Source organism: Serratia sp. A07 (genome assembly GCF_058725505.1).
Map to the genome: position 1 here is coordinate 1 of NZ_JBZXDO010000027.1, position 23,850 is coordinate 23,850.

The window sequence follows — 23,850 nt, forward strand, 5'->3', positions numbered from 1 at the left end:
GAGTAGGTTGTGATCTCAGATTACAAACCGGCCAAAATAATTGTCGCGAACCGGCCAGATTAATTGTCGTCAGATAAGTGCTGGAAGCCTTCGGCCCTAGTCGGAGCGTAGGACTCGCGTATGGCATTCTGAGCTACGGCTGTCGCGGCCTAATGCACCATCGGTGGGTATCTATCAAGGCCTGGTTGACCGATAAGGTGCCGCACCGGGCAAGCGCCGGCGGTGTTAGTCGAGCCGCTCATGATTTCAGCTGCTATTGGGGCGTTCTATGTGCGCCTGAGGCAGTATCTGATTACCGCAGCCTTATATGTTATTGGTGTTTCGGCTACGTCTGCAGGTACAGTGTTTGAACCTGTCGACGCTCCTGCTCGGCCGTTGTTGGCCCACCTGGTCGTTAGGCTGGTACGACAAGACTTAAAGCGTTTTAGAACAGGGCGCGGCTCCCGGTTCATCTATCATCAGTACGCCTACACCAATCTGACAGCGCGTGCTGTACTGCCCCTGGCTCATCTATCTGGTACCCAACGCCTCGATTGAAAGGCGCCGTTGCTATTGCGACAGTCATGTGCTCTGCCGCCAGGGACGGTGGTATACATCGCCGCTGGCTTCAAAAAAAACGCCGCAGAATGAGGCCGGTTATTTTTATAAATCAATGTGATGCAATCCATTTCACTCCTTAGTCAGGGTGAGATGCACCTTTTGGGACATTCTTTAATACCCAGTAGATAAAGTCCTGCTTCTTTCTCAGGTCCATCTTCTTCATCATGGACTGCTTGTGAGCATTTATGGTCTTCACGCTGAGGTGCATTTTCTTGGCCGTTTCGCTCTGGCTTGCCCCGGTGCGCAGGTATGACAGTACTTCTTTTTCTCGGCGCGTCAGGTGGCCCCCCAAACAAGCACTGCACTTCACTCGCTTGCTTGCCAAGGGTTGTTGCATCGTCTTCTCCAGCAATTGGGCGATGGCAGTGTTTGGCGCCTGGCGATACAAGGTACCGTATTCCAGGCCACACCGCGGAAGATTATTGTGGCTATGGTGCCACCGCTCTCTGACGGTAAAAAACCGGGTGCCGTGATGGACGGCCAACGGCATCATATGACAATAGCAGGCTCTTTTCGTCAGCGGTGTCGATATGAAGGCCAAGTCTATTTGCGAATACTCAACCCCGGCATGGATGAATAGAGTTGAGATCCCCTGTTGAGAGAAATAACTTTCAAGCAGAGATTTCATCCCCTTGGTAAAAAAAGCGTCGTTGTCTTGAATAAAAATACTCACCGTCCTGTTCATATTTTTTCCTCTTTATTCTATTGATTCTTGCGGTCATTTTCATTTTTATAACGACGGTGTTTTCGTAGTAAAAATAGCGACCACCCATGGCCATAGGCTCCCCTCAGAATGCTCAATCAGAAATGCTCCATGAGAGCAAATTTGCTTCGTGAGAGTGCCCTTCATTACTGATTCCCCAGCACTTCGCAACGCCGAGTTAATTTCCACAAGATGCTCACCGGTAGCGCTGGGAGCGCACATTCCCGTAACGCATCTTCACCGCCTACCTTTAATTGAGAGGACAGGCCACCAGCCAGGCGTAGCCTAGCTTCGTTGTTGTTTGATATTGCATAAAATGCCTGGGCGCAAATTGCTCTGATCGCACACTCAGTGTGTTCTTTCCGTATCTTTAATTAATAGTACTCAATATAAACAACACTAGAACCAGAAAATTGGCCGGTTTTGGCATTTTTAGGGACGTTAATGGTGCTGGTTATCTCAGTTTTATTTGTTCCTGCCAGCATGCTTACAAATCCATTTACAGCAGCCGGCACCGCCAATTTCGACCGAAGGCCATTGCTTAAAAGAACAACATCTTGACCAAATGAGATCCGTATTTTCATAGGGGCGGTGCAAATTAAGCTCATATCGTAACTCGCAGTCGAGTCTCCCATCCCCAATGTCAATATGCCATGTTCTAAACTGACCGAAGGACTTGATATATTGCAGAACTGTTCAGCCGGGGGGACAAAAACACAGCTTCCTACTGGCATGATAACGCTATCCCATGGGCTTATCGGCTGAGGGCCGTTCATATATCCAATGCACTCTCTGGTATCTTGTTCTCCGATATGCCACATTATGTTCACGCCTTGCGCTCCTGAATTGTAGGCCCGAACAGCCGCCTGACCGATAGTTTCACCCGTAATAACTTTCACATGGCCAACCTGGGCAGTGACTTGCGCTTGTGCTGCTGCCCCGCGGTAATTTATATGTTTGTGAGTGAGGCCGGTCCATGAGCCTGGTGGTGCTGGCATATCTGCTAGTGCACCAATATCGACCAGCTGCTGCTTGAATCTATACTCGGATGTATTGAAGTTAATGCGAGTTGTCGTAACGTCAGTGATTATTGGATATAGCCCAGCAAAGGCCGGTCTGACCATCTCAAAAAAAGCCAACAGAAGTAAAACAGAGAAACACCGCCCGAACATAAAGATATTTAACCTCTAATTAATAAAATAAAGACTTAGTCATAACTAAATTCAAAAGATGCGAGGGCAATGAAGGCTCCCGGTTGAATTTCTTTTCTTTCGATTGCAGAGGGCTCCCCCTTTATATAGGCCTTAAACGAAATTGCATTGTCTCCATCCACCAATCCAATTTTCTTCCCCTTAGTGTTAATGGGCAGAGCTTCTCCTGACAGTGTTTCTAATCCGATGGCAATGCCCTTTGCCTGGCTACCTGCGGACAAAGCCAGAAGCTCAGGAAGCTGCTGGTTTGGCAAGCCACTAAAGCTAATTTTTACTCCGTTACTAATCGTTGAGTCACACATTTCAAAATTCAATGTAAAAACATCCCCATCAGTACGTTGGTTCTGATATATGTTCTTGTTTACCACATTCCCAAAGTCCAGCTCTATATTCTCATCTCCGGGCTTTAAGGTGCATGCATGATTCATTATCGTTCCTGAAATAGTCACTGGTGTAATTGCCTTGGCTTGGCTAACAAATGCCGCAAGACATACGGCTAATAGCCATAACATTTGAATAGTTGCGCCGCGTAAAATAGTCGAATATCGCATCCCGCCCCCTCTAGGCAACAGTCATAATTAAAGTTTCTAGTATTAAATTTCCTTGCCGAGGTCCACTCAGAATATGCTCTTGCTCGGCTATTGCGGGTCATACTATATCGACGTAAACCACGGTACTTCCTCTGAAGTCACCAGGAACAACGGCACCAGCGCTGCCGAGTGTTGATTGAATAGTGAACGTCTCTTCTCTCCCTTCCCTGAAGCTCTGCGTCAAACCCGAACTCAGCTCTTTGGCATTGATCGTCAGATCTGCATAGAGACTTTGGTCGCCTCTCAGGTAAAGACGGCCGTTGGTGAGACCCTTGACATATATCTTCGCCGTAACATCTCGGTTGCACCAGACGATGTAGGGGGAGGACTTTGTCTTGCCGTCTAGTTCTTCGCTATTAATAGGGCCATAGTTCAAGCTAACTGCACCAGAACGGGGCTCGCACCAAACCGGTTTGTCCTTCGGACCCTCGCCGCTGAATCCGCAAAGATCCGCATATTTCTGCGATACGCCGCCACTACGGTAGACCAGACATACTGCAACAAGCTCCGGTAACGTGTTGCTGGTGGTTTGCATCAACAACCGCTCTATGGGCAATATGCCGCGAATTCCCTTGCCAACCTCGCCGAGGCTTGACGCGCTCGACAGCCATGGGGGATTGGAAACGAAATAGGAGGCAGATCCTATGGGGCCGCCTACGGCACCGGTGATTGGGTTGAACGAATGGAGTTGCATGCCAAGGTCGCAGCTCTTTCGATAACATGGATTCGACGTTGGATCATCACCGAACCAGTCGAATAAAAACCCATGAGCACGGTAGTAGATGCCGTCATAGGTAATAGTTCTCTGTATATCTACCTGATAGGCCGCCCAACTTGAGTTCATGTAGAACATCGCCAACAGGAGGCCGGTTTTCTTGTATATGCTCATCTTGGTTATCCATCAGTCGCTAATCATTCGTGGCGCAGGTTGCACGTTCACGGAACACTACTCGTACTGCAGGGAAAAGGTAGCGATGGCATAAAAGGTGCCGAGCAGAATGTTCCTGTTGGCTATCGCATCCGGTTCGGCCTGAATATAGGCCTGCAATGCAACCGTATTGTCGCCATTTATCAGCGCCTCTCGTGGGCTCCACGCATTGAGCCCAAGCGTTTGCCCCGCTGAAGTTTCGAATCCGACTGCTATCCCCTTCGCCAGACTGCCATCAGTCAACGCCAACAAACCTGGCAAGGCCAGACTCTCCACCCCGCCAAAACTAATTTTCACCGTTTTCCCCAGGCTGGTATCGCAGTCAGCCAAACGCAACGAGAATGCCTTGCTGTTCGTGCGCTGATGTTGGTAAAGGTACTTGTCTACCACGCTGCCGAAATCCAGCTCGATGCTCTCATCCCCCGCTTCCAGGGAACAAGGCTCTGCCACCAACGCCCCATGCAGTTTGAAGTTCTCGGCCGCTCCGACCCAGGAAGATGCCACCAGCAACGTCATGAGCAGACCGCCCAGTGAAATCATGTTCTGGCCCACGGTGTTTCTCCTATTGATAATCTGCCAGTAACGTTGCCAGAACCTCGAAGGCCCCTGCGCTCAGTTCAACCCCCGGTTTCTTTACCGGTACCGCCTGCAGTAGCGGCGGGTTAGCGGCGTCAATGGCAATACGCTTGTTCAGTGTGAACGGCTGTCCTGCCTGCAATAATCGGATCCCCAGGTCTGACTTGTTCGTTTTTAATGCCGCCTCATCAAACGCCGAGGGGATTCCGGTCACAGTCAATCCCAGGACGAGCCCGCCGGTGCCGGGCTCGCAGGTGATCTGATAGTCGACCGTTTGCAAATAGTTTTTTCCATCCACCTTTTTCACACCGACACGCTGCCCGAAGTCCACATCCACCATCTGGTTGTTATTAATGGTGCATGGTGGAGGGGCTATCAGCGTGCCGGAAAAATGCATGTTCTCGGCTGCGCCGGCGGTTGAAATCGCACCGCTGACAAGAAGAGATATCATTAATAGAGAACGTGGTACGACCATGTTTATCCCCTGCGGCATTTGCATTTAAGGAAAACTCAAGACCATTGTGGCGCCGGCGTTGAATTCGCCCGCGCTCAGCAGTCCCCCCAATCGCTTGACCGGCAGCGCCACCAATTGAGGCGAGTTCGGATAGTCGAATTGATATACGGTGCTGTTGACGGCCATCAGGCTGTCGCCGATACGCAGCGCTACTCCCAAGTCATTTTGTTCGGTCTTCAGTATCTTGTTATTGAAGGGAGCCGTATTCCCCTCGACCTTCATCCTGACTTTACTGGCATTTTTGCACTGCAGTGTGTACACCACCGATTTCAAGTAGCTACTTCCGTATACATCGGTGTCGACGCGGGTGGTGATGACGTCGTTTCCGAATTCCACATTGATTGTTTGGTTGTCATTGATCACACAGGAGGCGGGATTGATGACCGAACCCGAAACGGTGATCGTGGTATTGGCCTGAGCAGCCGCGCTGAGCGCCAGTATCGTCAGTGCGGACGCCGACAGGAAGATCCCCCGCAAGCCGGCCTTACTCGCATAAGCTATCCAGCGCATGTATTCTTCCTTATCAGTCATAGCTCAACCGAAAATCGACCGTAGCGGTGTAGGCGCCGGGATTGAGCATCGCCGCAGTCCGCTCCGGTCTTACCGTGTAGATCAGACTGTTTTGACCGGGCGTCAGCAGCAAGGGCTGCCCGCGGCTACCGAGACGAATATCCTGACCAGCGTCATCCAGCAGGCGCAGGGCCAGACCTGAGGCCCCTCGGACCTGTACTAACTGGGGATTCTCAACATCCGCCGGCGCGCTGAAGCTCACCGTGACCGCGGGCTGATTCGCTGCCCAACTCAGGGCGCCGGTACGACTATCTCGCCCACCAACCGGGCTACGCAGGCAATCCTGCAGCCGTAGCTCGAACCCGACCGCCACACCCTGATCGCCCGTTTGCTGCAGGCGACCGGTGCCAGTTTCACCCAACGATATATCCTGTCTGACGCTGCCCATCTCCAGCCGGCAGGCGCTTTCTGTCAGCGCGCCACGCACATGCAGCACGCCACTGGCGCTATCGGAGTATTGGCCATCCAACGACTGTCCACGGGCCTCTGGCAACAACCACAGCGCGGCCGCAATACTGACCGGCATCATCAACGCCAATGTCGCTAGCGCCAGGTAGTACTGCCAATCAAGTCTGCCCAGTTTGTTGTTCGTGTCTCGCATGCTCTTGTCTCCGTGCGTCCATTGCAGTAGGCCGGCTACGACTTGCTCTTCTCCGGCGCGACCTGGCAGGCGTTGCCGCTGCAGTTAAACGTCAGTTGCGGTCGGCCGCCGTAGTCATTGATGTAGGTCAACACAGGATTGCTGCCGAGCGCGGATGCGTTCACATTCAATGATGCATTGCCTTTGGGCGGCACCATCAACGGCTCAAACCCTTTCAGTCCTACCCCCCCTTTTCTGCTGCCCGCATCCACCAGGGTGACGTAATACGGCGTCGGGTTGTTCACCTGGTATTTATCGCCCTGCTTGCTCAGAGTCAGTTGCTCCTGCCATGGAGTGGCCATCTGCGCCTGGGTCGGCATAACCGCCGCTGGGCGATAGAACAGTTTGATGCGCGTCTGCAGCGCGATTTGCAGGGTGTTCGGCTTATCGCTCTTCGGTGGTATCTCGCGCAGGTTGAAGTAATACAGCGTCTCCCTGTCCTGGGGCAGCTGTTTGGCTGCGGGTAGTGCCTGGATCTTCACCTGGCTCGGCTTGCCCGGTTCCACCCGCTGCACCGGCGGCAGCACAACCAGTGGGCTTTGGATCTTGTTGCCTTGTTCGTCTTCCAGCCAACCCTGTGCCAGGTACGGCAACTGTTTGTTCTGGTTACTGATGTTCAGACTGACCGAATTCTGCCCACCGTCGAACACCACGCGGGTGCGGTCCAGCGCAATTGCGGCCTGCACCTGCGGTGCCAGCAGGGCGCCCAGCAACGGGGCGAAGGTCAGGGTGTACGTATTCATTGCGTGCTTCATATTCATCAAACTCACTCTTACTGATACTGATTCAAATGGCGTTTTCGCTTTCCCGCAGCGTGCGGCATGGCAGCAGCAGGTTGCTCAACTCGTCTTGCGGCAATGTTCTCGGCAGGCTGATGGCGCACTGCGCCGCGCCGTTCCAGTGCACCGTCATGCTCTCACCCGGCTGGATACCGCTCAGGTAGACACTGCCACCGTCGTTCACTATTCCGGTGTCCTGCTTTTTAGCGTTCATTACCGTGGCGCCGAACGGCGGTGTGCTGCCGTCCGCCAGCCTGATGACCGCCATCGCTTTCTCACCGGCGATGACATCGAATTTGCGGTAACCGATGGCGCCTTCCGTCAGGGTCGCCTGTACCACCGACTTGGTGGCTTCGGCGTTGCTCCGCAACTTATTCACATCGATGCTGGCGCTGCTGCGGTAGTAGCTGCTGATGTCACTCACCACCGCCTTGCCGAAGTAGTTGGTCTCCACGGTGCTGCCGTAGCCACGTACCGGCACCCCCGCCACACCGCCGGTGTCCAGTAACAGGCGGGTACTACCCGGCATGCCGATGCGATGTAGTGCGCCGCCTTCCGGCGTTACCGTTGCCCCCCCCTGGGCGGTAAATCCCAGCGAGCTATAGCTGCCTTCCTGGTAGCTGCCGTTAGCGCTGACTTGGGCCATATCCCCCTCATGGGTAAAATAGCCGTTCATATTGGCGCCCTGGCGTGCACTGCCTACGCTCAGCTGGTAGTTGTTGTGTTCGTCAAGCCGGTCGTAATAGCCGACCCGGTGACTGTTATCACGCCGGTTCGCCGTCGCGCTGTAGCTGACGTTGGCGCCGTTGCCCCACGGCATCGACAGCGAGAGCGACATTCCGTCGTCGTTCGCACCGTAGTACTTGTTGCGATATCCTGTCAGCGACAGACTCAGATTCCTGAACTGTGCGATATCGAAGTAACGTGACAGCGTCAGGCTGTAGCGATCGTTCACCGGCCGGTCCCAATAAGTCTGGTGGTCGTAGTTCAGATACAGGCTCAGGCCGATGTCCCGGAACTGCTGATTGAACGTTACGGTGTACATCTCCTTGTTGTTACCGACCCGATAGTCCTGCCGGCGGGCGTCCAGGTACTCGCTCATGCTCATAAAGTCCCGTTCCGAGAAGCGATAGCCAGCGAATGTCACCTGGCTGTCGTAGTCGTCGAAGCGTTTCGAGTAACTCAGGCGGTACGAACCGCCGCTCAGCGTGCCATCCCTCTGGGGCAGGCGGGCCCGCGATTGGGTCGCGTCGAACGACAGCGCCCCCAGCATCATCAGGTCACGGCCTATACCCAGGGACGCTGCGTTATAGTCGCCGCCGAGTAGTGCCCCACCGTACAGCGACCAGCCGTTACTCACCCCCCAGGAAAACTCGCCGGAGCCGAACATAGGACCGTTACTGTGGTGCTGCCAGTCCGATGGTTTGCCGGTCGCCAGCTTGTAGCGCAGCGAGCCGGGGCGCGTCAGGTAAGGAATGCTGGCGGTGTTCATCTTGAACTCCTGCACGCTGCCGTCCTGCTCTTCTACCCGCACATCCAGTTCGCCAGATACCGCTTCGCTGATGTCCTGGATGCGAAATGGCCCCATCGCCACCTGGGTTTCATAGATAACCCGGCCTTGCTGGCTGATAACAACTCTGGCGTTGGTCTTGGCAATCCCGACTACCTCAGGCGCATAGCCGTGCAGGTTGGGCGGCAGCATGTTGTCGTCCGAGACCAGACTGGCGCCGGTGAAGCGGAAACTGTCGAAAATGCCCGAGTTGAGGTAGTCCTCGCCCAACGTCAGCCGCGAACGCAACGCCGGCAACGCGCGATAGGCGTAGTAGCGGCTCCAGTCCAGACGTTGCTCTGTTCCTTGTCCGGACCCGGTCTGATGGTTGAGTTGCCCCTGCCAGTCTGCTCTCAGTCGCCAGGCACCCAGGTTGGCACCGCCGGTGCCGTTGCCGCTCAGGCTGTAGCGCCGAGAGCCGTCACGCTGCTGGCGCTGAGCCTGACCGTTAATGTTGTAGTCGAACAGCAATCCGGGAATACCTTCATCCCAACGTGATGGCGGATCCCAGTTCTCCGCGGTGTATTCCAGATACGCCTGCGGGATGCTCAGATACAGCGCGGAGGTCGCCAGATCGCCACGCATTTCCATGCCCTTTAGGCTGCCGGGATCCAGACACTCGCCATCGCGCCACCACGTTAGTTGCCCCATCAAACCCGACTTCAGCCCCAGTTGTTCCACCAGCGGTAAAGTCAAACAGGCTTGGCTGCCGTTGGTATCGCCGTCGGGCGGATAGAAATTGACACTCTGCTCCGGCAACTCGTTCTTATTCAAATGGATCGCCATGGTATAGGCGCCCGGCATGATGTAACCGCTGCGGGTGAACTGGCTCAGGTCGATATTTTTCCGGTCGTTCACATCCAGCACGTCGGTATTGAACTGGATGCCATCTTCGGCATAAGCCAACGGCATCGCGTAACCACAGGCCGAATAGATACACGCCGTCAATAATTGGATGCGGAACCGCTTCCCTGCAAGTGATAACGCCATAGCCATCAACCTTGTTTGTTATCTAGTTATTCCCTTCCGCGTCAGTAATAATTCAATTTAAAACGCACAGCAGAAGAATAGGCTCCCGCTTGTAGTGGCCTATTGTTGCTCACCACCCGCAGGCTATAGTTCAATTGCATCGCACTCGCTAAAATATCTCCGTAAGGTAATGGGGCCCCTGGTGTGGCGATATTTCCCTTGTGATCGTAGATTTGCAGTGCAATTCCTCTGGCTTCGCCCTGGACTCTGAAGAGTTGCCCATCCGCGTCGCCATCAAAAATCATTTGAAAGTTCTTTAGTCCCGTCTGTGAATTATCAGTTTTGGTAATTACGCAATTAATCAATTCGATCGAAAAAGGTCTTGCGGATCCTTCGCCGCCGCGAATAATCTCTGCGGTAGGCACAATATCGATATCAATAATTTGTTCACGGCTCTGCGTAGCGATAGCGCAAGCGGCGTCAAAAATGGCTCCCTGCATATTGACTCTTCCCCGTATTTGGGGATCTATGGCTGCATTGGCCGCTGTGCCTAGTAATGAACTCGCCAACATGCAGAAGATCATCAATTTTCCGGAAAGATGACGCATCTAACACTCTCCGTCCGTGGGCTTTCCCGCCGTTGAAAAAAGCATGCAGAAAGCTCTGCATGCTGTACCAGGGAACTACCGGTCAGACTTACTGGTAGGCCAGGGTGAAGTCTGCGACGGACTGGAACTCACCCGGAGTGATGACGGCACCGGATGCCTTGCTGCCCTGCAGGTAGGCGGAGAAGTTCAGGGTGTTGTTACCGTTACCCAACGTCTGCGCGCTGGAGGCTTTGCCCAGTTCGATCAGCTTGTTGGAACCGTCGGTCAAGGCAATGCCAGCGCCTTTGGCAGTACCGGTCATGCCTAGCAGCTTGTCGTCGTCCACGGATGCTGCACCAGTGAAGGCGATAGTCACTGCGTTGTTTTTGCCCGGAGCGGTTGTGGTCAGATCACAGTTCTCCAGCTGGATCTGGAAGGTTTTTGGCGAAGATTGGCCGCCATCTTTGAGTGCCACGTTGGAAACCTGACCCAGGTTAACGGTCTGGTCCACGGTATCTGGAGTGATGGAGCAAGGAGCGTCAATGATTGCGCCTTTGAAAGTCACGGTGCCATGGCCCTGATCTTTAGGTGCGGCCTGCGCCATCATTGACGTTGCGCCGAAAGCCAGAACTGCTGCAATCATGATTTTGTTCAGTTTCATATTATTCCCTTATTTTCCTTATAAGAAAGGACGCGTTTTAAAATGGATTTCAGTTTGGCGATAAATAGGCGTAGTGCATCCCGAAAAAGAAGAGCTTCTCTTTTACGTTTTGCCCGATGACATATTTACCCACCACTGCTTGGTCACTACCTAGTTTGCCAACAGAGCGACATTTCTTCTGCCCTGCCAGTGATTCTAATGTATCCAAGAAAAATCACCTCCGAAACGTTAAGCGATAAAGTTACAAAATTACAAAGTAAAAACAAAGTTAATTGGAAAAAATTAGATTTTTATTCTGAAAATTAAATCACGATCCGAACACCAGCCCCTCACCTAAGCTGAACATTAGATTTAATTAAGCCTTATTTAATAATTATTGGGATTCATCTGATTGAATACTTGGCTGATGGATTGAAAAGACACTTTTCAAAATGCAAAATGAGAATCTGACAGGTAAGTTGGATGGAATAAGAGATGAAATTCATAATAAATGAGGCCATTGTCTACAATGAATTGGAGGGCACCCTTGAATTGCTAGGGGCTGATGACAGCAAGACTTTGCTGAAGAATCAGAATCGTAGGATGCTCTCCATTTTCGTTAGAAATAATGGTGTTGTTATTAACCGGGAGAAGCTGCTCAACGATGTTTGGGAGGTGTATGGGCTTAAGGCATCAAACAATAATCTCAATACCTACGCGTCAAGTTTGAGGCGATCCTTCGCCGACCTTGGAGAAGATGAGATTTTTATCACCTACCCGAAGCAGGGATTTAAATTCGCGGCAAATAGTATTGTGGAAGAGAGTATCGCGGGGGGCGACGCGGTGGACAGCGATAGTGTGTCTTTCATTCCCGAACCAACTCGGAGTGAAATAGAAACCCCTCCCGGCCATTCATCGAAATGGAAAGGGAAGCGTTTCATTCTCTACGCCCTGATGGCTTTCATTCTGTGTGCCATTCTGTTCGTCGAGGTGATCCATTTGCTGGAAAGAACGGATAAAAAACCGCTGACGACGGTCAATATCGCAAGAAAGGGCGAGTATAAAAACTGCGATATATATATCATCAAGAACGAAAGCGCAGACCTTGGGGAGATTAAGAATGCCATTTCCAGCGCAGGCTTCGATTGCTCCGTTAACGCCAATATCTACTATTATGGAAGAATTGAGGAGCAGAGAATGATGTTGGCGTACTGTCCGTTGGACGTGCTCTCGCCATGCAGGCATACGGGGCCGGAGCAACGCACGCTCATGCAGGCCGGAATAAAGTAATACCGTAAGGGGGGAGTGGTAAGAGGAGCAGCATTGCTCCTCTCAATCCCGTGTCAGCGCGTGGTGCAGATGAAAATGGGGGAGTAGTTGTCGGTAAACGCATAGGTATTCTCGTCGATCCGACTGATTTTCATATGCAGGTACTGACCTTCCTGCGGGAACACCTTATCCAGCTTCGTTTTTGAAACCGAATCCCTCACCCTATCGATACTCTTCTCCACTGTCATCGGATAGTGCGTGCCCTTATAGGCATATCGCATGATCAACTCCTTCGAGACGGTATAGGAGACATCCCCGTCTTCAATCTTTCCACTCAGGAGAACTTTCATGGCTCCCAGAGCAGAGGGCGTTGTGTTGACCAGAATGACCCCATGCGTCGGCCTTGCGTCGAGCGTGATGAAGGTCTTGATCACCGTAGCACAGGACGGTGGTGTACGTTCCTGACGGACCTGGATGAAGAACAAAAGGATGGCTGTCCCCAATACGCCAACGACACCCAAATAGGCTCTCAAAGGGATCGACCTATAGCTTTTCATTTTCATAGTAGTTCTCGCAGCGATAGATCTTTGTCGAGTCCGGAGTAAGCGGACAGTAGGCGATAAAGCTTGTCTGGGCCTTGTTATTGTTGCCCCTACTCAACAAGCCGACATCGTAGTAAAAAAGCTTCGCCGGCGTTTGGCAGCCCAAGTCAAACTGTTCGGCCTTGGCTTTCACTTTCTCCAGTTCCAGTTGGCTATGAGAAAGACGATGATGCGAGGACATGATGAACACCTGACATTTGCCGATATCGCCCAATGCATACGAGTCATCGGGCAAGAAGGCCACACTACCCCTGTAACTCAACAGCAATAACACCAGCCAGCCCGAGAGGGCTAGAACCAGGAGCGCTAATACTGCTTTGAGTGGGCCATGCACGCTGCGCGAAGGAGACACCGGTGGGGTTGAAAGCAAGCTCTGTCCATTGATGACGGCCTGATCATCGATGGTATTAATTTCCTTTGCATTCAGCGAGAAGCCTTGTTTGGGCAAGGTGATAAATATGTCGTCTTCGCCAAACGAAGCCAATATCTTTCGCAGTACGGACATAGAGTTGTTCAGATTGTTGTCCGAAGCAACTTGCCCATGCTCTCCCCAGACCTTTTCTAGAAGGTACTCTCTTGAGAGTATCTGGTGGTTATTTTTGACGAATAGAAGGAGCAGGCGGTTGAGTGTCGCCGTCAGGATGATAGGTTCTGCAGAACCGTCCTGCGTATCTATTCTCGAACTGTCTTCATGGTATCTGATTGTTTTATTTATTATGAACTTCATTAGTCCATTCTCTCGCCTGGTGATCAGAATCATATAAGAATTTTCTTACCATTCTAATACCCAAGCGTAGGTATGGGAATATTCCTAGAGAGTTATTATAGGAAAAAACTCGGAGTAAATGCCTTCGCCATATCTTCTTTGCAGTAGAGCCTCAAACTTCTCGCATCCTCGTCCCAGCAACGTTGATAGCACTGGCACAACCAAAATTCCCGTATCAGAAGATTTTGAATATAAAACGATCTGCATACTGCGGTCCCGCATTATCTGTCGCACCGTAAATCTCTTCGAATGAGCCTTTAGTAGTTCTCATTAACGGAGCCGCATACATGTCTCTCCCCCGCCAGCGTCTTTAAATCATTACGCCTTGCCTTGTAGCCATTGACGATATGGTGTTCCAAATTGAGTAGTCGATGCAGGTACACCAACGCGATGAGCTTGAGCGTTAGGCAGTTGTCCGCTACGCGTCAACCGACAGCTGCGATTACACTGACTACGTCCGGCTGTGGGAGGATAAAATAATTTCTGAGTGTGTGACTGCGACCGGCATGGGTGGCACGCGTACCCGTCAGATTTTTAGCTAAAAATACTCTGCCAACTAAAATCAATAAGCACTCCTGCACATTCACGAATGTCTCTCCTCCTCGACATATTTCAAAGAAAGGAGAAGGAGCACCTTGAGCAGATATCGCTTTAATTTCACTTGAGACTAATAAGATGGTGGGTAAATGACGCTAAAGAAACCGCTGGCCACCTTGAAAAATGCAATCGGCATAGCAGAGGTTAGATCCGAAGTTCTTTTGGCCACCGCTGGTAGTTGGGATGGCACAACCTATCCTGAATACCCCAGGAGTGCGCCGATGATCAGCGTATTGCGTATCAGCATGCCGCCGAAACCACTCCGCCTCGCTCATAGATCCGCGCAGCAATCGAGGCGAGCGCCGCATTGTCGGAGAAGTCCCACATAGTCGCATGACCGCCGGCATAGAAGATCGCGGCGTATTCTTCTGGATCGACCTGCGACAGGCGTTTAGTTGTTTCGGCCGCACTCCGAAGTTCCGGAGTGCGACCGAAGGCCGCGTTTACCGGATCATCCAAATTGAGCCCGTCGGCGTGGCACTTGCCGCCTTTGGGGCTGACATAGTCAACGCTATAGCCAGCGTCAGTGAGAAATCTGCGCGGGTGCGTAACTTCGGACAGGTAGAAGCCGCTGGGAACAGCATTTGTGGCTGATTCAGGTCCTTTGCGATCGTGACTGGTTAGGACGAAGAAAACACGTTTTGACATTGTGATGAGTACCCTTGAGTTACATAGGCGCATCGACTACTGCAGCAACTCGATGCTATAGCTGCCTGATGTTCGCTTATCCAGGTCTGATGCAGAACACCTGGCCGTTGCGCAAAGACCAACGCGAGAAATCGATGGTGATCAATGGGACGTTTTGTAGCGACAACGGCTAGGTGTTGCGGGAGTGGTGTATTGCCGGACTGGGAATCTCATTGCGCGAGACTTGGGACGTGCACGACGAATTACGCAACGGTCGATTGCTGCGTGTCCTGCCTGAATGGGAAGGTGTTACGTCGAAGATCAGTCTGGTACGAGCCCGTCGAGAGCCAGCTCCACGCCGGCTGATTGCATTTAGCGATTTCCTTGCTGAACAATGGCAACAGGCCCCATGAGACGAATGACGAAGTTGCCCCAGGGGTTTAGATGCTCGCCTGGTGGCACCGTTGGGTGGCCACGGGGCCAATCGTGAACAAGCAAGCCAGCACTCGGCCCAAACCGAATGCCGAGTACTGTCGCTTAGTAAGTAAGTGGCAGGTCACCGCTGGCCTAGTTCGTCACACAGGATCTTACTGATTTTGCTAAGATTCCCCGAGGTAACTGCTTCAATCGGTGTGCGTCCTTTGAATCCCTCGTGGGGCTCCGAGAGCGCACGATAGACCGCCCATTCGTCCACCTCTGGGGCATGATCCAAGATCGCTTGGGTGAGTTTATGGCCCAGCGGGTCCAACTGCCAATCCGGAATGCGTTGGCCCCGATTTCCAAAACTGAGGGTAAGCAGCCGCTTGGCCTTGATGTCTCGATTGACCTGATCGCGAGATTTGCCTGCCAATTTGGCAAAGGTCACCACCGGCAGGTTGTGGGCAGCTTCGTAGACTTCGAGCTTTTCGGCATATTTTTTCTGAAATGGGGACGGTTCATACTCAGGTTTAGGGGCCTCTTGAACGGGCACGGCCGGCAACCTAATGGCTGTGGTGGCAATGGCTGGGCTGATTGGCGTCTCCGGGGGGGCCAAACGCCGTTGAGACCAACTCTGGCCGTGGTTATGGCCTTGCCGCGTTCGGCATCAATGGCATCGCATCAAACTGAACGGTCAGGTTCAAATGCATGCTGGCCGCCTCGGATAACCCGCGCTCCCAAAGGTCCAGGCGGTCAGCCCAGTCTTGCATCATGCGCCGTCTCTGCTCCACATATTCCGCATGGTTGTACGACGCGCTGACCTTGTCGGGATCGGTGTGCGAGAGCTGGGTATCTACCCAGACCTTGGGATAACCGATTTCATTCAAGGCCGTCGAAATAGTGCCACGAATGCCGTGGCCGGTGAGCAGCCTGACATACCCCATCCGCCGCAGCGCGGTGCTAAGCGTGTTTTCGCTGATGCGCTCCGCCAGTTCACTCCGATGAGACAGCAGGTGTGCTTCTGCGCCGGCTTACGCTGTTCCAGCAGGTAACGCACTATTTCTTGAGCCTGCGCGGAGAGCGGAACGATGTATGGGGGAATACTCGTTGGCTCTATGCGCTCCTTACGCATCTCGAGTTGAAGCTGCTTGACGACTTCCGGTGGGATGATCCAGAGCCCCTGATCCAAATGGAACTGGTCAGGGGTTGCAAGTCGAAGCTCACCTATCCGTCCCCCCGTCAGCAACAGCAAACGAAGCCCAAGCTGGGCCTGCAGCATCCCGCGGTACTGGCGGAGCTTCTGCATGAGTTCCGGCAGTTCCCCCATCCGGAGGAAGGGGTTGTGCTTGACCGGGGGCTTCGGGGCCGCCACGACATCCAGATCCGAGGCGTGACTCTGCTCAAGGTCGGGGGACTTTGATCAACGCATAGCGGAACATCTGGTGCAGCTAGGTGCGACATTTCTCGGCCGTTGTAAATGCGCCACGGCGCTCGATTCCTTCGATTACCTCTAGCTGGTCGGGGCGCTTGATGTCGTAGACGGACTGAGGCCCGAGCTTTGGCAGGAGGTCCTTCCGGAAGATGCGTTGAATCTGTGCCTGCGTGCTCTGACGGCCTTCCTTCAAACTCAGCTTACGGAACTCGAACCAATGCTCGAACACCTTCTGGAAGGTGTGATCCTCCGCCAGAAGGGCCAGTCGCCGCTCTTGGTTTCGATGTCTCTTGGGATTGATGCCCCGCGCAACCAATTCGCGAACATTGTCTCGCCGGTTGAGAGCTTCTTTGAGGGGGATTTCGGGGTAAGTGCCAAGCGAAAGCCGCTTCTGCACGAACGTAGCGGAAATGCCAGCTCTTGTTGCCGGTGGGGGGATACGGCCACCGTCAGTATCGCCGATTGTGTAGGCTTTGCCGGTGGTCTTGGCTTGCCGAACGGTGGTGTCGGAGAGCGCCATGCTCAACTCCTCTGTACCTGAGTTGAGATTCAGGAACAGATAGTCGACATATCACCCGCCGCCAACCAGCAACAATAGGTTCCAGCACACGTCCGTATAAATGGACTAAAAAATGCTGGCTGGTACTGGATTCCGGTGGAACTCACCGGATCGAAAAAAGGGGCCTAAGCCCCTTTTTCTGACCTGCTGAATCACCGGGATTCAACAGGTTAATGTTTGGAGCGGGAAACGAGGCTCGAACTCGCGACCTCAACCTTGGCAAGGTTGCGCTCTACCAACTGAGCTATTCCCGCATTACCAGAACTGACTGATTTCTTTGCTATCTTTCGGCAATTCATCGTTGTCGTCTGATGCGATGCATTCTACTTACCTGACGTGATGAGTCAATAAAATTGTTGGCTCATCACGATCGTTTGCCGATTTTTGCAGCGTATCGATCACGGTTCCAGCAGATCGTTGCGCGCGGCATTCAAATATTGGAACATCGACCAGAAAGTCAGCACCGCCGCGATATACAGCAAACCGATCGCCACATACTCTACGGAGCGGTCCGGCCGCCACAGCAAGCCCACCAGCGACATCATCTGCGCCATGGTTTTCACTTTGCCGATCCAGGACACCGCCACGCTGCTGCGTTTGCCAATTTCCGCCATCCACTCTCGCAGCGACGAAATGATGATTTCACGGGCGATCATAGTGGCCGCCGGCAGCGTGATCCACCAACTGTGGTAGTGCTCCGCCACCAGCACCAGCGCCACCGCCACCATCACTTTGTCCGCAACCGGATCCAAAAACGCCCCGAAGCGCGTCGTTTGTTTCCAGCGGCGTGCCAGGAAGCCGTCAAACCAGTCGGTGACGGCGGCAAACACAAAGATAACGGCGCAAACCATCGGAGCCCAGCTGAACGGCAGATAAAACGCCAGCACAAAGAATGGGATCAGAACTACGCGAAACAGGGTAAGCCAAGTCGGTATATTCAATTGCATAATGCTACGGTAACTATCTGGCTAGAGTGGAAATTAAGAGTATGTTGCTACATTGCCCTCAGTGTTTCAATGCATTGTAGATCTTTTCTGCCAATGCTTGTGAAATACCCGGCACTTTTGCAATTTCCTCCACGCTGGCGTTCAACAAAGGTTGCAGTCCGCCCATATACTTCAACAGCACCTGGCGCCGTTTCGGCCCTACGCCTTCAATCAGCTCCAGTGCGCTGGTATTTCTGACTTTCGCCCTTCTCTGCCGGTGGCCGGTAATCGCATGATTGTGCGAATCATCGCGGATGTGTTGGATCACATGCAGCGCCGGCGAATCCGGCGGCAGCGAAATCCCCTCGCCTTCCGGCACGAAGAACAGCGTTTCTAACCCGGCCTTGCGATCGGCGCCTTTGGCGATGCCAATCAGCAGCGGCTTGTTCTTGTCCCAGGTAACGTTCAGCGATTTGAACACGTCGATCGCCATGCCGAGCTGCCCTTTGCCGCCGTCGATGAAGATGACATCCGGGATCTTTTTCTCTTCCAGCGCCTTACCGTAACGGCGCTTCAGCACCTGCGTCATCGCCGCGTAGTCATCGCCGGGGGTGATGCCGCTGATATTGTAGCGCCGATACTCCGCGCGTACCGGGCCGTTACCGTCGAACACCACGCACGAAGCCACGGTTTGTTCGCCCATGGTGTGGCTGATATCGAAGCACTCCATACGGTTGATTTCCGTCAGGTTCAGCACCTTGGCCAGCTCCGCCAGCCGCTGATGGATCGTCGACTGTTGCGAAAGCTTGGTGGTCAACGCCGTTGCCGCGTTGGTACGCGCCAGCTTCAGATAACGGGCGCGGTCACCGCGCGGTTTGCTTTGAATTTGGATCTTGCGCCCCGCCAACTCGGAGAGCGACTCCGCAAGCAGGTCTTTTTCCGGCAGGCTGAAATCCAACAGGATCTCGCCGGGCAACGTACGCGCCTGGCTGCCTTGCAGGTAGAACTGGCCGACAAAGGTCTGCACCACTTCGCTCATATCCGTGCCGCCCGGCACTTTAGGGAAATAGCTGCGGCTCCCCAGCACCTTGCCCTGACGGATGAACAACACATGCAGGCACGCCATACCGGCGTCGAACGCCACGCCGATCACGTCCAGATCGTCGCTGTCGCCCGACACGAACTGCCGTTCGGTAACGCGGCGCACGGCCTGAATTTGATCGCGAATGCGCGCCGCCTCTTCGAAATTGAGCAGTTTGCTGGCTTCTTCCATGCGCGCAATCAGCTGATGCAGCACCTGCTGATCTTTGCCCGAAAGGAACAGCCGCACGTAGTCCACCTGCTGCTGGTACTCTTCTTCACTCACCAGGCCGGCGACGCAAGGGCCCAGGCAGCGGCCTATCTGATACTGCAGGCACGGGCGCGAGCGATTACGATACACGCTGTTTTCACACTGGCGGATCGGGAACAGCTTCTGCAGCAGTGCCAGCGTTTCACGCACGGCGTAAGAGTTGGGAAAAGGCCCGAAATATTCGCCCTTGGCGTGTTTGGCGCCGCGGTGCACCGCCAAACGGGGATGGGTATCCGCGCTGAGAAAAATCAGCGGATAAGATTTATCGTCGCGCAAAAGAACATTATATCGCGGTTGGTACAATTTAATGTAGTTATGTTCCAACAACAGCGCTTCCGTTTCGGTGTGGGTAACCGTTACGTCTATTTGCGCGATATTTTTAACCAGCGTCTCGGTTTTACGGCTGCTGACCTGCTGCCGAAAATAGCTGGCGATACGTTTTTTCAGATCTTTGGCTTTACCGACGTAGATCACCGTGCCCGTGGCGTCGTACATACGGTAGACGCCGGGCTGGCTGGTGACGGTACTCAGGAAGGCTTTGGCATCAAAACGGTCATTCACTGCTTAACAACGTCTCCGCATTGAACAATCCATGTCGGATGGCCAGGTGAGTCAGTTCGACGTCGCCGCTGATATTCAGTTTGCTGAACATGCGGTAACGGTAACTGTTCACCGTTTTCGGGCTGAGACTCAACTGCTCCGAGATCTCATTCACTTTTTTGCCTTTGGTGATCATCAGCATGATCTGCAACTCGCGTTCAGACAGGCAGCTGAACGGCGTTTCGGCCTGGGGCTCCAGCTGACTCAGGGCCATCTGCTGGGCGATATCAGACGCGATATAGCGCTGCCCCGCATGCACGGAGCGCAAGGCGTTAATCACTTCCTGCGGCGCGGCGCCCTTGCTCAGGTAACCGGCGGCCCCCGCCTGCATCACCTTCGCGGGCAGCGGGTTTTCAGTATGGATAGTCAACATGATGACTTTGACGTCGGGTGCATAACGCACAATCTTGCGCGTGGCTTCCAGCCCGCCAATGCCCGGCATATTCATGTCCATCAGCACGATATCGACAGCGTTGCCACGGCACCATTTTACGGCGTCTTCACCGCACTGGGCCTCACCGACAACTTTTATACCTTTGATATCTTCAAGAATGCGTCGTATCCCTGCGCGCACCAGTTCGTGGTCATCAACAAGAAGAACGCTAATCAAGGAAAAATCTCCAAAAAAAGGGAGTAACGCAATCAGCCTCTGTTTTCGCCAGAGATATTACTTGTTTTTCAGACAAGAATGAACACAGATTAATACATACTTCCGAATAACTTTGCGGAGCAGAGCTGATTTTTCAATTTTAGCCATCTATGCCGCCAATAAATCGTCACGTCGGAAAAGATCGGGCGACGAAAATAATTTCGTTGCGCCGCGTCAGACACAGGATAGCGCGATAATCATGCAGCGAGGGGGAAATCTGTGTAAGCAATCACGACATGAATAATATTAGCACGGCGGTTGGCCGTTTGTAATCATTTGATATTTAAAGACGTAGCAAAAACCACCGCCATCACCGGCCGAACACCCGGCGTGCAGAACTATTATTCCCGGCGAACATCGGCAAAATCGGTGCCAGCCGCCTCAAATAATTATAATAACCCCAATGGTTCAACAATAACGTGCCGGACAAATACTTGTTAACCGCCCCGAAATAACTTACCGATAATGGATGATTCAGGCTGGCGGTGAACGGGCGCTGCCCACCGGCGTGAGCGGAGCAAGCCCGGTGCAGATGATGGACGCATGCTATGCTATACTCCGCGCCCAGTTAAATTCGCCGCCGCGCATGGGGCAACGTTTAGCCCGCGCGCGGTGCGCCAAAGCAGCTTGTATCAGGCTACGGCCTCAAAAAATCAGGAGAGAAAATGAGCAACGTTGATTTCACTACGTCTGCAAACCCGGAGATCTTGGCGACCGAGGTTGCCTGCCTCAAAGCCACGCTGACGCTGATCCTGAAGTCGATCGGCCAGGCCGACGCCGGGAAAGTTATCATCAACATGGAACGTTTTATCGCCCAGATTGAAGATCCCACCCAGGCGGAAATCTTCAAGAACAGCATTCAGCAAATCAAGTACGCTTACCGTCAGTAAGCGTTGCGTCTCAGACCCGCGCTTCATGCGGGTCTGCTTTTCCCCGCGTTACGCCACACCCCATTGATCTTGCACGTGCTTTCGGGCAGTGTGTTGGCTTTCCCCCACACCCGAGACCATTATGGGCATCCTTGTCAAAGCGCTGATCGGCGCACTAGTTGTGGTTCTGATCGGCCTGCTGGCCAAAACGCGCAACTATTATATCGCCGGTTTAGTTCCGCTTTTCCCCACTTTCGCCCTGATTGCGCACTACATTGTCGGCAACGAGCGTTCCATTGCGGCGCTGAAAACGACGCTAATTTTCGGCATGTGGGCAGTGCTGCCCTATCTGGTGTATTTGATTTCTCTGTATTTCCTGATTAACAGCCTGCGCCTGTCGTTGGCCCTGGGGGCGGCTGTGCTGTGCTGGATTGCGGCGGCGTGGCTAGTAATTACCCTATGGGGATGGTGGCAAGGACGTTAACGCCCTTGCCCGGCCGGGGTTACGGTCGCCCCGCCTGCAAAACGAAACCGCGCTGCCGGTCACCGGCGATGCGCAGATAGCGGCTTTCACCGGCGCGCAGCGTCATCGGTATACTGCCTCCGGTATCACGCCAAATGCACAGGTGATTCTCGATCATATCTTGCCCGATACTGACCGAGATATTGCCTGGTGGCACGCGAAACTCTGCTTTTTCTTTCGCCTCCAGCGAAGCGGCAAACTCCCCATTCACATAGACGCCGGTGCGGCAGCTGCCTGCCAGCATTCCGCTGTCGCGAACCACCACCACCGTGGCGTAAGGCGTATCCGGGATATTCTGATAGAGCATCAGACGGCTCGGGGGCGGTAACTGAGCCTGTTGCGGCGGTATGGCTTGAGTCGCACATCCCGTTAACAGTGCAGAGGCAAATAACAACGCTGCGTAATGCTTCATCCTTGGCTCCTGAAGAAAATAATGCTTATCGTAACAAGAGAATAGCTGCCTCCAGTAGCATTCATGTCGCAGAGGCGAAAAAATCGGACAACTTCCCACGCCCCCACCACCCCGCAGGAATAAGAAGATTCTGCATTAAAGCTCTTGAAATAAAGGCGATTCTTGCAAATTTAAAACTTGACCATGCCACGTTGGATATCTGCCGCAAACGCACCGCTGACGTAACTGAAACCATCCGGCGTGACGTAAACCCGTGTATGGCCGGTCTCTGATAACACCGCCACCATATATCCCAGGCTGATCATTTCATGTGAAGGCACATTCATCGGGGTTAGAAATCCACGCCCGCGGCACCACTGATAAAAGCGAGTTCGCCCATATCCCAACACGGTGCCAACATCAGAGAGGTGCTTAAACGTATCATAATCCTCTGATGATGAAGGTAAACCGTCATGACTTTCAGGCGTTTTCTTTATCCCAGACAAAATAAACTCCTTTTTTGACTCTGTCGCTAACGGTTATCCTTCATCTGAGCTGAATTTAAAAAATCCAAATTTAAAATGCAAATGAATTCCCTGTAACTAAAAAGCCTTTCATGGATGAAATCTGAAAATAAAACCACAATAAAAAAACAGAAATAAAAAAATAAGGTATTAATACCGGGAATTAAATCTTAGGTATGGGTAAATATCCTAAATAAAAATGACATTAAAACAGGATAAGAAAATACTTAGCCTGCATATTGTTTTCCTTCTCAAAATGATGCAATGGTGCTCGGTATATTGCGGCAAAAAAGAGAATGGATAAAACCAGCGTCACGTCGCCCCCTCGTCGTAAGATCGCGATCCCTGCCGGCCTCCCTCAATTCGCCACATCCTCTCTCGACGCGGCGCTACCTCAATCACACCTAAACAATAACCATTATCATTTCCAATTGTTCCGTCAGTTTATTACACTTTCTCACCTCGCCAGTTAGGAACATTCCTAGGCGGCGAGCCCCAGGATAGAGAAAGAATTAGGGACACCATGAAGAATTGCCGTTGTTTGATTGTTTTGCCGTTATTGATGTTGACCGCCTGCACACAATGGGAAAGGCCCGGCGCGGTTGAGAGTACCCGGAATGCCGAATATGCCGAATGCCGTAGCCGCGGCTATGATCGCTTCCCCCCGGACGTGGTGCGGGACGTGGAGTTCAGCTACGAAAACAAATACATTCCTTGCGAGAAGAACAAGAAAGACTGCCCATCGGGATACCGCTATGACAAGGAACCGTCGATTAAAACAGTGCAGACCGATCGCAATCAGTCCGCCCGAGACGCCACCATCGAAGCCTGTATGTACGGCAAAGGCTGGCGTGAGAAAACCTACTATTGGCCGCAATGGTGATGCAGCGAC

At 52.9% G+C, this 23,850-nt stretch carries 30 protein-coding genes and 1 tRNA gene; 6 read left to right on the forward strand and 25 right to left on the reverse strand.

Annotation, left to right across the window (positions count from 1 at the left end; translation table 11 throughout):
• Positions 1–676: 676 nt before the first annotated feature.
• The 13 genes from AC4PR2_RS21105 to AC4PR2_RS21165 all read right to left on the reverse strand — a co-directional run bounded on the left by AC4PR2_RS21105 (position 677) and on the right by AC4PR2_RS21165 (position 11,085).
• Positions 677–1,285 (reverse strand): helix-turn-helix transcriptional regulator, encoded by a 609-nt coding sequence (locus AC4PR2_RS21105; protein WP_197801610.1) that lies wholly within the window; start codon positions 1,283–1,285, stop codon positions 677–679.
• 392 nt (positions 1,286–1,677) lie between these two features.
• A complete protein-coding gene (locus tag AC4PR2_RS21110; protein WP_197801612.1) occupies positions 1,678–2,475 on the reverse strand; it encodes an MrpH family fimbial adhesin in 798 nt (265 codons plus the stop codon).
• Between the two features lie 35 nt (positions 2,476–2,510).
• A complete protein-coding gene (locus tag AC4PR2_RS21115) occupies positions 2,511–3,065 on the reverse strand; it encodes a fimbrial protein (protein WP_197801615.1) in 555 nt (184 codons plus the stop codon).
• Positions 3,066–3,162: 97 nt separating this feature from the next.
• A complete protein-coding gene (locus AC4PR2_RS21120) occupies positions 3,163–3,993 on the reverse strand; it encodes an MrpH family fimbial adhesin (protein ID WP_492175431.1) in 831 nt (276 codons plus the stop codon).
• A 57-nt stretch (positions 3,994–4,050) separates the two neighbouring features.
• A complete protein-coding gene (locus AC4PR2_RS21125) occupies positions 4,051–4,572 on the reverse strand; it encodes a fimbrial protein (protein WP_197802067.1) in 522 nt (173 codons plus the stop codon).
• A 22-nt stretch (positions 4,573–4,594) separates the two neighbouring features.
• Positions 4,595–5,083: a fimbrial protein gene (locus tag AC4PR2_RS21130; RefSeq protein ID WP_197801620.1), complete on the reverse strand. Its 489-nt coding sequence runs from the start codon at positions 5,081–5,083 to the stop codon at positions 4,595–4,597.
• 24 nt (positions 5,084–5,107) lie between these two features.
• Positions 5,108–5,632, reverse strand: coding sequence for a fimbrial protein (locus AC4PR2_RS21135; protein ID WP_197801624.1), 525 nt, complete (start codon positions 5,630–5,632; stop codon positions 5,108–5,110).
• A gap of 13 nt (positions 5,633–5,645) precedes the next feature.
• Positions 5,646–6,293 (reverse strand): fimbrial protein, encoded by a 648-nt coding sequence (locus AC4PR2_RS21140; RefSeq protein WP_197801627.1) that lies wholly within the window; start codon positions 6,291–6,293, stop codon positions 5,646–5,648.
• Positions 6,294–6,328: 35 nt separating this feature from the next.
• Complete coding sequence (locus tag AC4PR2_RS21145) at positions 6,329–7,075, reverse strand: fimbria/pilus periplasmic chaperone (protein WP_337046495.1); 747 nt, start codon at positions 7,073–7,075, stop codon at positions 6,329–6,331.
• 43 nt (positions 7,076–7,118) lie between these two features.
• Positions 7,119–9,650, reverse strand: coding sequence for an outer membrane usher protein (locus tag AC4PR2_RS21150; RefSeq protein ID WP_197801629.1), 2,532 nt, complete (start codon positions 9,648–9,650; stop codon positions 7,119–7,121).
• 41 nt (positions 9,651–9,691) lie between these two features.
• The gene (locus tag AC4PR2_RS21155) at positions 9,692–10,237 is read right to left on the reverse strand and encodes a fimbrial protein (protein ID WP_197801631.1); all 546 of its coding nucleotides are present in this window, start codon (positions 10,235–10,237) and stop codon (positions 9,692–9,694) included.
• An 88-nt stretch (positions 10,238–10,325) separates the two neighbouring features.
• Positions 10,326–10,877: a fimbrial protein gene (locus tag AC4PR2_RS21160; protein ID WP_197801633.1), complete on the reverse strand. Its 552-nt coding sequence runs from the start codon at positions 10,875–10,877 to the stop codon at positions 10,326–10,328.
• A 49-nt stretch (positions 10,878–10,926) separates the two neighbouring features.
• Positions 10,927–11,085, reverse strand: a complete 159-nt coding sequence (locus AC4PR2_RS21165; protein ID WP_492175433.1) for a hypothetical protein — start codon at positions 11,083–11,085, stop codon at positions 10,927–10,929.
• Positions 11,086–11,351: 266 nt separating this feature from the next.
• On the opposite strand from AC4PR2_RS21165, the gene AC4PR2_RS21170 reads away from it, so the two are divergent.
• Positions 11,352–12,146, forward strand: coding sequence for a winged helix-turn-helix domain-containing protein (locus tag AC4PR2_RS21170; RefSeq protein WP_197801637.1), 795 nt, complete (start codon positions 11,352–11,354; stop codon positions 12,144–12,146).
• Positions 12,147–12,199: 53 nt separating this feature from the next.
• On the opposite strand, the gene AC4PR2_RS21175 is transcribed toward AC4PR2_RS21170, so the two are convergent.
• The 3 genes from AC4PR2_RS21175 to AC4PR2_RS21185 all read right to left on the reverse strand — a co-directional run bounded on the left by AC4PR2_RS21175 (position 12,200) and on the right by AC4PR2_RS21185 (position 14,738).
• Entirely contained in the window at positions 12,200–12,688 is a 489-nt protein-coding gene (locus AC4PR2_RS21175; protein ID WP_197801640.1) for a hypothetical protein, read from the reverse strand.
• Positions 12,669–13,487, reverse strand: a complete 819-nt coding sequence (locus AC4PR2_RS21180; protein WP_197801643.1) for a winged helix-turn-helix domain-containing protein — start codon at positions 13,485–13,487, stop codon at positions 12,669–12,671. Before AC4PR2_RS21180 ends, AC4PR2_RS21175 begins: the two co-directional genes overlap by 20 nt.
• A gap of 843 nt (positions 13,488–14,330) precedes the next feature.
• Positions 14,331–14,738 (reverse strand): DJ-1/PfpI family protein, encoded by a 408-nt coding sequence (locus AC4PR2_RS21185; RefSeq protein WP_197801646.1) that lies wholly within the window; start codon positions 14,736–14,738, stop codon positions 14,331–14,333.
• Positions 14,739–14,911: 173 nt separating this feature from the next.
• On the opposite strand from AC4PR2_RS21185, the gene AC4PR2_RS21190 reads away from it, so the two are divergent.
• On the forward strand, positions 14,912–15,130 hold the full coding sequence (locus AC4PR2_RS21190) for a LysR substrate-binding domain-containing protein (RefSeq protein ID WP_330113440.1): 219 nt from the start codon (positions 14,912–14,914) through the stop codon (positions 15,128–15,130).
• Positions 15,131–15,273: 143 nt separating this feature from the next.
• Here AC4PR2_RS21190 and AC4PR2_RS21195 read toward each other — a convergent pair whose 3' ends face one another.
• On the reverse strand, positions 15,274–15,687 hold the full coding sequence (locus tag AC4PR2_RS21195; RefSeq protein ID WP_330113439.1) for a hypothetical protein: 414 nt from the start codon (positions 15,685–15,687) through the stop codon (positions 15,274–15,276).
• A 91-nt stretch (positions 15,688–15,778) separates the two neighbouring features.
• Complete coding sequence (locus AC4PR2_RS21200; protein WP_330113438.1) at positions 15,779–16,078, reverse strand: tyrosine-type recombinase/integrase; 300 nt, start codon at positions 16,076–16,078, stop codon at positions 15,779–15,781.
• Positions 16,079–16,272: 194 nt separating this feature from the next.
• Here AC4PR2_RS21200 and AC4PR2_RS21205 point away from each other — a divergent pair, with 194 nt between their 5' ends.
• Positions 16,273–16,554, forward strand: a complete 282-nt coding sequence (locus tag AC4PR2_RS21205) for a hypothetical protein (protein WP_419723236.1) — start codon at positions 16,273–16,275, stop codon at positions 16,552–16,554.
• 28 nt (positions 16,555–16,582) lie between these two features.
• Here the strand turns inward: AC4PR2_RS21205 and AC4PR2_RS21210 are convergent, their stop codons facing one another.
• The 5 genes from AC4PR2_RS21210 to uvrY all read right to left on the reverse strand — a co-directional run bounded on the left by AC4PR2_RS21210 (position 16,583) and on the right by uvrY (position 20,612).
• Complete coding sequence (locus tag AC4PR2_RS21210) at positions 16,583–17,086, reverse strand: tyrosine-type recombinase/integrase (protein ID WP_337046493.1); 504 nt, start codon at positions 17,084–17,086, stop codon at positions 16,583–16,585.
• 217 nt (positions 17,087–17,303) lie between these two features.
• Positions 17,304–17,379: transfer RNA gene (locus AC4PR2_RS21215), tRNA-Gly, on the reverse strand.
• A 144-nt stretch (positions 17,380–17,523) separates the two neighbouring features.
• Positions 17,524–18,072: a CDP-diacylglycerol--glycerol-3-phosphate 3-phosphatidyltransferase gene (pgsA, locus tag AC4PR2_RS21220; protein ID WP_033642639.1), complete on the reverse strand. Its 549-nt coding sequence runs from the start codon at positions 18,070–18,072 to the stop codon at positions 17,524–17,526.
• Between the two features lie 58 nt (positions 18,073–18,130).
• Positions 18,131–19,963 carry an excinuclease ABC subunit UvrC gene (uvrC, locus tag AC4PR2_RS21225; RefSeq protein ID WP_492175434.1) on the reverse strand — a complete coding sequence of 611 codons (1,833 nt, stop codon included), beginning with the start codon at positions 19,961–19,963 and terminating at the stop codon, positions 18,131–18,133.
• Positions 19,956–20,612, reverse strand: coding sequence for a UvrY/SirA/GacA family response regulator transcription factor (gene uvrY / locus AC4PR2_RS21230; RefSeq protein WP_004927947.1), 657 nt, complete (start codon positions 20,610–20,612; stop codon positions 19,956–19,958). Before uvrY ends, uvrC begins: the two co-directional genes overlap by 8 nt.
• Before the next feature lie 704 nt (positions 20,613–21,316).
• Between uvrY and AC4PR2_RS21235 the strand changes: the two genes are divergently transcribed.
• Together AC4PR2_RS21235 and AC4PR2_RS21240 are read left to right on the forward strand one after the other, a co-directional pair.
• A complete protein-coding gene (locus AC4PR2_RS21235) occupies positions 21,317–21,541 on the forward strand; it encodes a DUF2594 family protein (protein ID WP_492175435.1) in 225 nt (74 codons plus the stop codon).
• A gap of 121 nt (positions 21,542–21,662) precedes the next feature.
• A complete protein-coding gene (locus tag AC4PR2_RS21240; RefSeq protein ID WP_492175436.1) occupies positions 21,663–22,004 on the forward strand; it encodes a GlpM family protein in 342 nt (113 codons plus the stop codon).
• A 19-nt stretch (positions 22,005–22,023) separates the two neighbouring features.
• Here AC4PR2_RS21240 and AC4PR2_RS21245 read toward each other — a convergent pair whose 3' ends face one another.
• A complete protein-coding gene (locus AC4PR2_RS21245; protein WP_038875373.1) occupies positions 22,024–22,455 on the reverse strand; it encodes a hypothetical protein in 432 nt (143 codons plus the stop codon).
• A gap of 170 nt (positions 22,456–22,625) precedes the next feature.
• A complete protein-coding gene (locus AC4PR2_RS21250) occupies positions 22,626–22,940 on the reverse strand; it encodes a hypothetical protein (RefSeq protein WP_060419594.1) in 315 nt (104 codons plus the stop codon).
• Positions 22,941–23,481: 541 nt separating this feature from the next.
• Between AC4PR2_RS21250 and AC4PR2_RS21255 the strand changes: the two genes are divergently transcribed.
• On the forward strand, positions 23,482–23,841 hold the full coding sequence (locus AC4PR2_RS21255; RefSeq protein ID WP_004927961.1) for a hypothetical protein: 360 nt from the start codon (positions 23,482–23,484) through the stop codon (positions 23,839–23,841).
• Positions 23,842–23,850 lie beyond the last annotated feature (9 nt).